We start from the raw sequence: 12,496 nt of genomic DNA, 5'->3' as shown, positions 1-12,496 counted from the left end.
CCGCTTCAGGCCCGTCGCTGCGCGAACTCCTTGATGGATTCGACCATGTAGTCGATCATCTCGGCCGTCACACCCGGGTACACCCCGATCCAGAACGTGCGCTCGGTGATGATGTCGCTGTTGGTCAGCTCGCCGCTCACCCGGTACACGGCGTCCCGGTAGGCCGGCTGGCGGATCAGGTTGCCGGCGAAGAGCAGCCGGGTGCCGATCTTGCGCGACTGCAGGAAGTCGACCATCTCGCGCCGGTGGAAGCCAGCGTCCTCGGTGAGGGTGATGACGAAGCCGAACCAGCTCGGGTCGCTGCCCGGCGTCGCCTCGGGCAGGATCAGGCCCGGCACGCCGTCGAGCCCCTCGCGCAGCCGCTGCCAGTTGCGCCGGCGGGCGTCGACGAAGTCGGCGATCTTCGTGAGCTGGCTCAGGCCCAGCGCCGCCTGGATGTCCGTCGTCTTCAGGTTGTAGCCGACGTGCGAGAAGATGTACTTGTGGTCGTAGCCGTAGGGCAGATCACCGAGCTGATACTCGAAGCGCTTGAGGCACTTGTTGTCCTGCCCCGGCTCGCACCAGCAGTCGCGGCCCCAGTCCCGCATCGACTCGACGATGCGGGCCAGCTCCAGGCTGTCGGTGAGCACGCAGCCGCCCTCGCCCATGGTGAGATGGTGGGCGGGGTAGAAGCTGACCGTCGAGTAGTCGCCGAACGTGCCGGTGACCCGGCCCTGATAGGTCGCCAGCACCGCGTCGCAGTTGTCCTCGACCAGGAACAGGCCGCGGTCCCGGCACAGCTGGGCGATCTCGGCGACCGGGAACGGGTTGCCCATCGTGTGCGCCATCATGACCGCGCGGGTCTTCGGCGTCAGGGCGGCTTCGATCCGGTCGAGTGTGGTGTTGTACGTCCTGAGGTCCACGTCCACGAAGACCGGGACCAGCCCGTGCTGCAGCAGCGGGTTCACGGTCGTCGGGAAGCTCGCGGCGACGGTGATGACCTCGTCGCCCGCCCGCAGCCGCCGTTCGCCGAGCTCGGGCGCGCCGAGCGACGCCACGGCGAGCAGGTTCGCCGCGGAGCCGGAGTTGGTCAGGTGCGCCTTGCGTACGCCGATCGCACGGGCGAAGAGCCGCTCGAAGCGCAGCGCGGCCGCACCCGAGGCGATGCGCATCTCCAGTGCCTGCTCGACCAGCGCGGTCCGGTCGTCCTCGTCGAGTACGGCCCCGGAGGGCAGGATCGGGGTGACCCCCGGCACGAATCCCTGCTCGCCGGCCGCGCGGTCGCGGTGCAGCTTGCGGGTCTGCTCGAGGATGAGCTGCTTGACCTCGTCAACCATCTGCGGTGTCTCCATTCGCTGCGAAGCTCGGGATTGCTGCGGTCCCGCCGCTGGTGCCGTCCGGCCGGGTGTGCCGCCACAGCGCGTCGATCGCCTCCGCCGGCGATCGGGCCGGGGCCCAGCCCAGGGCCCGGTGCGCGAGGCCGATGTCCATCGGCCGGGCCGAGACCCCGGCGTCGCGCCGGGCGGCGGCCCCGGCCCGTTGGGTAACCCGCCCACCGCCGCCGGCCCGGGCGATGAGCAGGCCGACGATGTCGGCTACGGCCACGGCCCGCCCGCCGCCGACGTTGACCACCGGGGGTACCGCCGGTGCGGCCGCCGCGCACAGCACGGCGTCGCTGACGTCCCGTACGTCGACGAAGTCACGGTGCCCGGACAGCGGCGGCACCTCCACCGCCGCGCCGTCCCGGGCCAGCTGCCGGGCCAGGCCGCCGAGCAGGCTCTGCGCAGGCGCCCACGGCCCGATCGCGGTCGAGACGCGCAGCACGACCGCGTCGATGCGGCCGGCCGTCGCGGCGCCGGTGACGGCCCGGGTCCCGGCCAGCTTCGTCTGTGCGTACCGGCTGACCGGGTGCTCGGCCAGGTCCTCGGTGAGCGGCGGCCCGGGCGGCTGCTCGCCGTACTCGAACACGGAGCCGAGGTGTACGAGCCGAACGGGTCCGGGCCCGGGCCCGGCTGCCAGCGCGGCCACGAGCCGCTCGACCAGCATCACGTTGCCGCGGTCGAGTTCGGCGTCGGTCACGCCCCACAGCGCGCCGGCGGCGTTGACGACCAGATCGGCCCCGGCGGTCACGGCGGCGATCGCCTCCGCCGGCGCCTGGGCGGCGTCGAGGCGCACGGTGGCGCACCGCGGGTCCGGGCCGGCCGGCCCGCGGGCCACGGCCGTGACCCGCCAGCCGGCGTCGAGCAGCCCGGCCGCGATGCCGCGCCCGACGAACCCGGTCGCGCCGAGCAGCACTGCGCGTCCGGGGCCTGATCGGCCCGCTCGGCTGGTCTCCACGGCGGCCTCCCGGATCGTCGCGCGGCATGCCCCCGCCGGTGAGCATCGTGCGCCACCGGCGGCCGCCCCGGGACGCGCCCAGGAGAAGTCTGGGGGAATCCCCGGAGTCCGCGGCGCCGGTGGGTGCGCCACGTCAGACCGCGCTCGGGGTGGCGGCCACGGGCTGGACCTCGTCCGGCGCATCGGACGGTGGTGGGCCGGGCTCCTTCGGCACGTCGGGCAGCTCGGACTCGAGCCGCCGCACCCGGGGCCGCAGCGCGCTGAGCGCGACGATGCCGAGCAGCAGCGGGGCGGCCGCCAGGAACAGCAGCGCGATCCCGCCGGGGATGCCGCCCCCGGTGACGGCGCCCAGGGACGAGGCGAGCGGGCCGCCGGCGTCGACGAGGGGCGCGGCCGTGTACTGCGCGACCGGCCCGGCGACGGCGTAGGCGAGGGGCTGCGCGGACCAGGCGAGCATCCGCCGGACGGCGAAGACCCGGCCCTGCACCTCCAGCGGCGTCTTGAGCTGCCACAGGGTGGCGGTCACCGCGTTGGTGACGGCCCAGCCGCCGAGAATGGCGAACATGCCGGCCGCGACCGCCCACACGCTGTGCGTGAGCCCCATCGCGGCGACGAGCAGCCCGTGGACGGCCCCGACGATCAGGATCGCCCGCACCCGGTGCCGCGGCTGACGGGTGACGCTGATGACGGCGCCGACGATGACCATGCCGGCCCAGCCGACCGCCTCCACGATGCCGTAGGCGGCCGGCCCGGACAGCGTCAGGACGAGCGGCGGCACCAGCACGATGACGAGCTGCATGCCGAAGTTGTGCACGGCGAAGAACGTGAGCAGCCCGGACAGGCCGGGCCGGGCCCGGATGAACCGCCAGCCCGCGCTCAGCTCCCCGCCGAGCGGCTCCCGGTCCCCGGCGGCCCGCGGCGCCCGGGGCGGCAGGCGGCGCAGCGACCACAGCATGGTGCCCAGCGCGGCGGTGAACGTGAGCACGTCGATGAGCAGCAGGCCACGCAGGCTCAGCACGGCGTAGAGGCTGCCGGCCAGGACCGCGCCGAGGACCTCGCCGACCGCCTCGGCCAGGCCGATGCGGCCGTTGGCCCGGCCGAGCTGTCCACGCGGCACGATCTCGCTCACCAGCGCCGAGAACGCCGGCCACTGGATCGCCTTGAAGACCGACAGGAGCACGGCCATGACGTAGAGCTGCCACAGCGCGAAGGCGCCGGTCGCCAGCAGGATCAGGCCCAGCGTGGTGACCAGGGCGGTGCCGGCGTCGCTGAGCAGCATGGCCCGGCGGCGGTCCCAGCGGTCGACCAGCGCCCCGGCCATCGGCAGCAGCACGATCCCGGGTAGCGAGGCGGCCAGCACGAGCAGGGTGAACGCGGCCGGGGACCCGGTCTGGGCGTAGACCCAGATGCCGACGCCGAACGCGGTGACCGACGAGCCGACGAGCGACACGATCTGGCCGGCCCAGAGAACGTTGAAGACCCGCACGTCACACCGCCTCGGCGAGCACGGCGAACAGGTCCTCGAGGCGGGCCGTGACGGTGGCCGGGTCGAACAGCGCGGTGCTGTATTCGATCCAGCCCGAGATCCCGTCCTCGGTCTCGCGGCAGCGCACGTGCAGGTCGTACCGGCACGTGCCGCGGTCGAGGTCGACCCGCTCGACGGCCAGGCCGGGCAGCGGGTCGCCGCCGGGCGGCAGGTTCTGCATCCCGAACATGAATCGGCACAGGGGCGGGTGCAGGCCGCCGCCGTACTCCGCCGCGAGGGACTCGAACGGCGTGTGCTGGTGCTCCCAGGCGGCCAGCATCTCGGTGCGCACCCGGGCGACGAGGGTGCCGAAGTCCGGCGGGCCGGTCAGGTCGGCCCGGACGGGCAGGATGTTCGCGTACGGCCCGACCTCGTGCTCGGCGTCGGCGGTCCGGTCGGCGACGGGCACCGCGACCAGGAACCGCTCGGCCCCGGTCTGCCGGCCCAGCCAGCGCTGCACGGCCGCGAACAGCACCATGAACGCCGTCGCCCCGGTCGCCGCGGCGGTGTCGCGCACCGTCTCGGTCAGCTTCGGGGGCAGGTCGAAATGGTGCACGGCGCCCGCCGTCGACCACTGCGGCGGCCGGGGCCGGTCGGCCGTGGCGTTCACGTCGACCGGCACGCCGCGCAGCCGCCCGGCCCAGAACGCCCCATCGGCCGGGTCCGGGTCGCCGGTGTCCGGGGCGAAGCCGCCCACCGGCGGGAGGGTCACCGCGCGGCCCTCGGCGAACGCGGCGTAGTAGGCGGCCAGGTCGCGCTGGATGACACTCAGCGACCACCCGTCGGCCACCGCGTGGTGCACGATGACGGCGAGCAGGTGCTCGTCCGCGCTCAGCCGGATCAGTGCCACTCGCAGCAGCGGCCCGGCGGCCAGGTCGAACGGGCGCCGCAACTGCTCCGTCGCCATCGCGATCGCGGCGGCGGCCGACGGCGCCGGGCACCGCACGATCTCGGGTGGCCCGACCGGTTCCACGACCGCGACCGGTTCGCCGCGCCCGTCCGGAAAGCGGGTCCGCAGCGCCGGGTGGCGGGCCGCCACCGCGTCGGCCGCGCGCACCAGCGCGACCTCGTCGAGCGGGCCGTGCAACAGCGCCGAGAAGCTGATGTTGTACATCGGGCTCAGCGGGTCGGCCGCCTGATGCCGGACCATGAACGCCTGTGCGGGGGTGAGCCGGCCGGTGTCCGCGGACGCGCCCCGGTCCGGCTCGGCCCGCGCGGGCCGGTCCCCGTCGACCGCGGTGGCCAGGGCGGCCACCGTGCGCAGTTCGAAGACCGTCCGCAGCGGCACGCCCAGGCGGCCGGCCAGCCGGGCCGCCAGCAGCGAGTGGCCGCCACGGGTGAAGAAGTCGGCACTGCGGCCGCACGGCGGCCCGCCGACCCCCTCGGCCGCGAGCAGCCCGTCGAACAGGGCCGCGACCCGCCGCTCGGCCGCGTTGCGGGGCACGTCACCGCCGCCGGGTCCGGCCGGCTCCGCGGCCGCCGCCCGCATGACCAGGTCGGCCCGGTCGACCTTCTGGTTGCTCGTGCGCGGCAGCGCGGGCCGCGCGTGCAGCGTGGCCGGGACGAGGTACTCCGGCAGCCGCTCGGCCAGCGCGGCCCGCAGCGCGACCAGGTCGAGGCCCTCGGGCGCGACGAACCCGGCCAGTCGCGGCGCGCCCGGGGCGCCGGCGACGACCACCGCCGCCTCCCGGACCCCGGGCAGGTCGCGCAGGGCGGCCTCGACCTCGGCCGGCTCGACCCGGTTGCCGCGGATCTTCACCTGGTCGTCGTCGCGCCCGACGAAGTGCAGGGTGCCGTCGGCGTCGCGGTAGACCTTGTCGCCGGTGCGGTACACCCGTGATCCCGGCACTTCGGAGAACGGATCGGGCACGAAGCGCTCCGCGGTCAGTGCGGGGCGGCCGTGGTAGCCCAGGGCGACCCGGTCCCCGCCGATCCACAGCTCACCCGGGACGCCGGGCGGGGCCAGTTCGCCGCCGCGGTCCACGACCCACGCCCGGACGCCCGGCGCCGGACGGCCGATCGGTGCCGGCCCGGTCGCACCCGGCGCGGTCTCGACCCGGTGCCAGGTCGCGGTCATCGTCGTCTCGGTCGGACCGTACTGGTTCACGACCACCGGCCGCCCGGCGAACGCCTCGGCCGCGCGGGCCGCGTCGCGGTGGTCGAGGACCTCGCCGGCGCTGAGGATCCGGCACAGCCGCGCCCCCGAGCCGGAGGCTGCCTCGGCGAGCAGCGCCCGCAGGACTGTTGGCACGACGCTGAGCAGCGCGGTGACGCCCTCCCGGTCGATCGCGGCGAGCAGTGCGGCGGGGTCGGCGGCCGCGTCGTCGTCGACCAGCACCACCCGCGCCCCGGCGGCGAGCGGCCCGAACAGGTCCCGGACCGAGGCGTCGAAGGCCAGCGCGGGCAGCTGCAGCACCGTGTCGTGCGGACCGAGGCCGTGCGTCGGGATGACGTACCGGGTGAGGTAGGCCGCGGCCGCCCGGTGCCGGGTCAGGACGCCCTTGGGCGTGCCGGTGGAGCCGGAGGTGTACGCGATGAACGCGACCGCGTCCGGCGCCTCCACGACGGGTGGGGCGAGGTGGCCCGCCCCGTCGGCGGGCACCGCCGGGACCGGCCAGTCGCCGCCCAGGTCGGTGACGACGCACCGGGCGGCGCTGTCGGCCAGGATCTGCCGGTGCCGAGCCGCGGGGTGGCGGCGGTCGAGGGCGACGTAGGCGGCGCCGAGGCGCAGCACCGCGAGGACGGCGACCGGCTGGGCCGGGCCGCGACCGAGCGCGAGTGCGACCACGTCGCCCGGGCGCACACCGTGCGCGTCCAGCCGGCCGGCGAGCCGCTCCGCCCGCTCGGCCAGCTCCCGGTAGGTGACCGTGGTGCCGGCGCAGACCAGTGCGGTCGCGTCCGGGCGCCGCCGGGCCTGGCGCAGCACCAGGGTGTGCAGTGCCTCGGCCGGTCCGGGATCGTCGGGCGGGCCGAGCAGGTCGGCCCGCTGGGCGGCGGTGAGCAGGTCCAGGCGCTCCACCCGGGTGTCGGGGGCGTCGAGCGCGGCCCCGAGCAGGCTCAGCAGCTGCTCCGCGGTGCGGGCGATCGTCGCGGGGTCGAAGCGGGCGGTCTGGTACACCAGCGATCCGCCGAGCCCGTCCGGACCGTCCATGAAGGACACGTTGAGCTCGGCCTTGGCCGCGGCCGGCACGAACGGTGCGGGCTCCAGCACGACCCCGCCGCTGAGGGCGGCGGCCGGTGGGGGCTGGTCGATGGTGACGGTGTACCGCGAGAGCGCCGCCGCGTCCAGGCCGAGCCGCTCGACGACCCGGGCGAAGGGCACCTGGCGGTGCTCGTACGCGTCGAGCACGGCGCCGCGCACGGCCCGCACCAGCTCCCGGAACGACCCCGCGGGGCGCACGCGGACCCGCAGCAGCACCGTGTTGAGGAGCAGGCCGACGACGCGCTCCAGCTCCGGACGGGCCCGGTCGGCGACGGGCATCGCCAGGACCACGTCGGCCCGCCCGCCGAGCCGCTGCAGCAGGGCCGTGTAGGCGGCGAGCAGCACCATGAACGGCGTGGCGCTCTCGGCCGCGGCCAGCTCCCGCACGGCCGCGGCGACCGCCGGCGGAACGGTGAACGCGTGGGCGGACCCGGCCGGATCGGGCCGGGCCGGGCGCGGGCGGTCCGCGGGCAGCTCGGGGCCGGGCGGCAGGTCGGCCAGCCGGTCCCGCCAGTGCGCCAGCTCCCGGTCGAAGCGCTCGTCCCGCTCCAGGCCGCGCTGCCAGCGGGCGTAGTCGCTCGCGGTCCGCGCGGCCGGTCCGGCGGGCCCGGGGCGGCCGGTGACGGCGGCGTCGTAGGCGGCGACCAGGTCGTCGTGCAGGACCGCGAGGGACCAGGCGTCGACGACGGCGTGGTGGAACGCGAGCGCCAGGATGTGCTCGTCGTCGGCGACGGTGATCAGCGCGCCGCGGACCAGCGGGGACACGGCCAGCTCGAACGGCGCGTCGGTGATCGCCCGCACGAGCCGCTCCCGCGCGGCCGCCCGCGCCGGCTCGGGCTCGGCCCGCAGGTCGTGCCGCGCGACCGCCAGGTCCAGCTGTGGCCGGACGACCCGGTGGGGTGCGCCGTCCCGCGCCGCGAAGGTCGTGCGCAGGGCCTCGTGCCGCGCGGGCAGGGTCCGCAGCGCGGCGACGAGCGCGGCCGGGTTCAACGGGCCGCGCAGCCGGCTGACCACCGGGACCACGTAGGCCGGGTCGGCCGGGGCGAGCTGATCGACCAGCCACAGCCCGGTCTCGGCGGCCGACAGCTCCGGCACCGGCGCGCCGGCCGCGGGCACCGGCGGGAGCGCGGCGGCGTCCGCGCGGCCCGTCCCGGCCAGCCGGGCGGCGAACCCGGCCGGGGTGGGTGCGTCGAAGGCCCATCGCAGCGGTGCGTCGACGGCCATGGTGTCGCGGACCCGGGACAGCAACTGGACGGCGAGCATCGAGTGCCCGCCGAGGGCGAAGAAGTCGTCGTCGCGCCCGACCCGCCCGACGCCGAGGACCTCCGCCCACAGCCCGGCGAGGGTCTCCTCGACCGGGCCGCGGGGAGCGGCGTACGCGGCGGCGACCGGCACTTCCCGCGGCGGTTCCGGCAGCCGCCGGTAGTCGATCTTGCCGCTGGACAGCTGCGGCAGCTCCGGCAACGTCACGACGACGGCCGGGACCATGTACTCGGGCAGCCGGCCGCGCAGCCACTCCCGCAGCTCGGCCGGGTCGGTGCCGGCCGCCGCGGGCGGGGCGACGTAAGCGACCAGGCGCGGTCCGCCGGGGCCGTCAGTGCGGGCCACGACGGCCGCGGGTCCGACCCGCTGAGCCAGGACGGCCTCGACCTCGCCGAGCTCGACCCGGAAGCCGCGCAGCTTGACCTGCCGGTCGAGGCGGCCGAGGAAGTCCAGGCGGCCGTCGGCGCGCCAGCGGACGAGGTCGCCGGTGCGGTACAGCCGGCCGCCGGGCGGTCCGAACGGATCGGGGACGAACCGGTCGGCGGTCAGCCCGGGCCGGCCGAGGTATCCGCGAGCCAGCTGGACCCCGCCGACGCACAGCTCGCCGGGCACACCGACCGGCTGCAGCCGGTGCTCGGCGTCGAGGACGTAACAGCGCACGTTGGTGGTCGGGGCGCCGATCGGCACCCGCGGGTCGCCGTCGAGCCGGCACCGGTCGGCCGTGACGTTGACGGCGGTCTCGGTGGGGCCGTAGGCGTTGTACAGCTCCGCGTCGAGCGTCGTCAGGCAGCGGGCCCGGACCTCGGGGCTGAGGGCCTCCCCGGCGCTCTTGATGACCCGCAGGTGCGGCAGGGGAGTGTCGCCGCCGTGTGCGAGCAGCGCGGCGAGCATGGTGGGCACGAAGCGGACGTACGAGACCCGCTCGGCCGCCAGCAGGTCGCGCAGGTACACCGGGTCGCGGTGCCCGCCGGGCGCGGCGATGACGAGCCGGGCGCCGGCGTTGAGGGTGGCGAAGAGCTCGACGACCGAGTCGTCGAAGGTCACGTTGGTCTTGAACAGCACGGCCGCGCCGGGGCCAAGGCCGAACCGCTCGATCTGCCAGGCGAGCTGGTTGCGGGCGGCGCGGTGACTGACCATGACGCCCTTGGGCCGGCCGGTGGAGCCGGAGGTGTAGAAGACGTAGGCGAGGTGCTCCGGCCGGATCGTCGCAGCGGGCCCCGCGGGCGGGTGCGCCGCGATGGCGTCGGCGTCCGCGTCGAGCCGCACCGCCGTCTCGGTGCCCGTGAGCCGGTCGGTCAGCGCCGAGACGGTGACGACGAGCGCGGCGCCGGCGTCGCGCAGGACGGTGCGGGTCCGCTCGGCCGGATGATCGGGGTCGAGGGGCAGGTACGGCGCCCCGGCCCGGACCACCGCGACGATCGCGACGACCAGGTCGATGCCGCGGTGCAGCAGCACGCCGACCGGCCGGTCGGGTTCGGCACCGGCCGCGCGCAGGTGCCCGGCGAGCCGGTCGACCCGGGCGTTGAGCTCCCGGTACGTCACCCGGTCGGCCCCGCTGGCCAGGGCTTCCTCGTCCGAGCCGGCCCGCGCGGCGATGGCGGCCGTGATGTCGTGCGGGCCGCCGAGCGCACGGGCCGGCCCCTGCCAGCCGGTCGTCAGCAGCGCCGTCTCGGCCGCGCCGAGCAGCGGCAGGTCCCCGACCGGTGTCGCCGGCGCCGCGGCCGCGGCGCTCAGCAGCGTCAGGTAGTGCCCCAGCACCCGCTCGGCACCGGCGGCGTCCCACAGGTCACGGCGATACTCCAGCTCCAGCTCGAACGCGCCGGCGTGCTCGGCGACGGCCAGGCTCACGTCGAACTTGGCGGTCTCCGGCCGGAACCGCTCGACCAGCGTCGCCGTGACCGGGCCCAGGCGCAGCGCGGTGCCGGTGCGGGCGGCCGAACTGTTCCAGTCGAACAGCACCCGGAACAGCGGGCTCGCCTGCGCGTCCCGCGGCACCGGCAGCGCGCCGACGACCCGCTCGAAGGGCACGTCCTGGTGGGCCTGCGCGGCCGCGGCCGCGGCGCGGACCTCCGCGAGCAGTTCGGCGAAGGGCGCGGCCGGCCGCACGTCGGCCCGGATCGCGACGGTGTTGACGAACAGCCCGATGAGTCCCTCCAGCTCGGGCCGCGCGCGGTTGGCGACCGGCGTGCCGACGAGCACGTCACGCTCGCCGCTGTAGCGGTGCAGCAGGGCGTGCAGGGCGGCGAGCAGCACCATGAAGGGGGTCGCGGCACGGTCCCGGGCGAGGTCGCGCACGGCCGCGGCCAGGGCCGGTCCGACCCGGGCCCGCGCCACCGCGCCGCCCGCGCCCGCGGCCGGTCCGAAGGACGGCAGCTCCAGGCGCTGCGGCGCGCCGGCCAGCCGGTCGGTCCAGTAGTCGAGCTGGTCGTCGTAGCCGCCGTCGTCGAGGCGGGCACACTGCCAGGCGGCGAAGTCGGCGTACTGCACCGGCGGCGCGGCCGGGGCCGGATCGCGGCCGAGCGCGGCGGCGTAGCCGGCCGCGAGCTCGCGGGCCAGGACGTCGACGGACCAGCCGTCGAAGGCGATGTGGTGCAGCGTCAGCACGAGGTGGTGCCGCCGCGGGCCGGTGTGGGCCAGCACGGCCCGCCACACGGGTCCGGCGGCGAGGTCGAACGGGCGGCCGTACTCGGCCCGGGCCAGCTCGTCGAGCTCGGCGTCGGTCGCGCCGGGCCGCTCCAGCCGCCGCAGCCGCAGCGTGGCGTCGCCGGTGACCTGCGTATAGCCGGCGCCGTCGCGGCGGTACACCGTCCGCAGGATCTCGTGCCGCGCCTCGACGCCCCGCAGCGCTGTCTCCAGCGCGTCGGCGTCCAGCGGGCCGTCGAGGCGCAGGTTGAAGATCACGTGGTAGGTCGGCCGGCCGGGGTCCAGCTCCTCGAGGAAGAGCATCCGCTGCTGGGCCGGGGACACGGGGCGGGGACCGGAGCCGCGCGGGATGGCCGGCCGGGAGTCGCCGCCGGCCAGTTCGGCCAGGCGGGCCAGCCGCTGCTCCAGCACCGTGCGCGCGCCCGGCGACAGGCGCCCGGGCCCGGTGCTGACGCCGGCGGTCATCGGATCCCTCTCGAGGTTATGGACATGCAAACAGGCAACACGACGCGGACTAGGGACTTCGTTAGGAGCGGCGGGCTCTCGCGACATTTGCCACTTGACGGACACCCACATAGACGGGCATAAACAAAGAGAAAGCAAATTCAAACGGAAGTCAAGCCACATCGTCCACGGGGGTACCGGAGAGGACGGGTCCGTAGCCAATGCCGACCATCGATTTCGTGCAGCTCGAACCGGACTTCGGCTGCTACGGCGTCAACACGCCGGGCGCCATCATCGAGCTGCGGGCCATCCACCAGGAGACGTTCGTCGACCACACGTACCTGCAGCACGGCGTCACGGTGCCGCCGGGCGGGACGGTCCTCGACATCGGCGCCAACGTGGGGCTCTTCAGCCTCGCGCTCAAGCGGATCTGCCCCTCGGCCCGCATCCACGCGTTCGAGCCGGCCCCGGCCGCCCTCGAGGCGCTGCGGGCCAACCTGGCGTTGCACGGAGCCGCGGGGGTCACCGTGCACGCCGTCGGCCTCGGCGCCGTCGACGACCCGGGCGTGCCGTTCACGTTCTACCCGAACATCCCGGGCAACTCGACGCGCTACCCCGAGCTCAAGGAGTTCGACCGGGCCCGGATCAGCGCCGACTGGGGCACGAGCGTCGGCGACAGCCTGTACGGCGGGCAGGCGGTCGAAGTACCCCTGCGGCGCCTCTCCACCGTGCTCGCCGGTCACCCCGAACTGACCACCATCGACCTGGCCAAGATCGATGTCGAGGGCGCGGAGCTGGAGGTCCTCGGTGGCATCGACGAGGCCGACTGGCCGCGACTCCACCGGATCGTCGTCGAGGTGCAGGACCTCGGCGGCATGTTCGAAGCGGTCCGCGACCTGCTCGCCGGGCACGGCTTCGCGCTCAACGTCGAGACGCCGGAGGCTCTCGCGCACCTGAACTATCGCACGGTGTACGCGGTACGCCCGGAGGTGACGACGACCGGAGGGTGATCCCGCGATGCTCGCGATCAGCAAGTCTGGAAAAATCACTAAGCCGCTCCACCTACCTTCGGTCCCGGCGACGACGGCGGGAACGGGGAGCTC

5 protein-coding genes are annotated in these 12,496 nt (G+C 75.7%); 1 reads left to right on the top strand and 4 read right to left on the bottom strand.

All coding sequences use genetic code 11. From position 1 onward, the window contains the following. Positions 1-5: 5 nt before the first annotated feature. The 4 genes from rfbH to ACIA8L_RS12450 form a co-directional block, all read right to left on the bottom strand. Entirely contained in the window at positions 6-1,316 is a 1,311-nt protein-coding gene (gene rfbH / locus ACIA8L_RS12465) for a lipopolysaccharide biosynthesis protein RfbH (protein WP_395903490.1), read from the bottom strand. Further along, positions 1,309-2,316: an NAD-dependent epimerase/dehydratase family protein gene (locus ACIA8L_RS12460; RefSeq protein ID WP_395903488.1), complete on the bottom strand. Its 1,008-nt coding sequence runs from the start codon at positions 2,314-2,316 to the stop codon at positions 1,309-1,311. Before ACIA8L_RS12460 ends, rfbH begins: the two co-directional genes overlap by 8 nt. Positions 2,317-2,449: 133 nt before the next feature. Beyond that, complete coding sequence (locus tag ACIA8L_RS12455; RefSeq protein ID WP_395903486.1) at positions 2,450-3,802, bottom strand: MFS transporter; 1,353 nt, start codon at positions 3,800-3,802, stop codon at positions 2,450-2,452. 1 nt (position 3,803) lies between these two features. Next, a complete protein-coding gene (locus tag ACIA8L_RS12450) occupies positions 3,804-11,414 on the bottom strand; it encodes an amino acid adenylation domain-containing protein (protein ID WP_395903484.1) in 7,611 nt (2,536 codons plus the stop codon). Positions 11,415-11,614: 200 nt separating this feature from the next. Between ACIA8L_RS12450 and ACIA8L_RS12445 the strand changes: the two genes are divergently transcribed. Continuing rightward, positions 11,615-12,403 carry an FkbM family methyltransferase gene (locus tag ACIA8L_RS12445; protein ID WP_395903482.1) on the top strand — a complete coding sequence of 263 codons (789 nt, stop codon included), beginning with the start codon at positions 11,615-11,617 and terminating at the stop codon, positions 12,401-12,403. Positions 12,404-12,496 lie beyond the last annotated feature (93 nt).

It is taken from the genome of Dactylosporangium sp. NPDC051541 (genome assembly GCF_044454505.1).
Classification (GTDB): domain Bacteria; phylum Actinomycetota; class Actinomycetes; order Mycobacteriales; family Micromonosporaceae; genus Dactylosporangium.
Note: the sequence above shows the minus strand (reverse complement) of the source record. Positions and strands in the feature narration are given on the sequence as shown.

Bases quoted from the DNA above. Each gene is read 5' to 3' on its own strand.
- rfbH (WP_395903490.1), bottom strand. From the start codon at position 1,316: ATGGTTGACGAGGTCAAGCAGCTCATCCTCGAGCAGACCCGCAAGCTG.
- ACIA8L_RS12450 (WP_395903484.1), bottom strand. From the start codon at position 11,414: ATGACCGCCGGCGTCAGCACCGGGCCCGGGCGCCTGTCGCCGGGCGCG.
- ACIA8L_RS12445 (WP_395903482.1), top strand. From the start codon at position 11,615: ATGCCGACCATCGATTTCGTGCAGCTCGAACCGGACTTCGGCTGCTAC.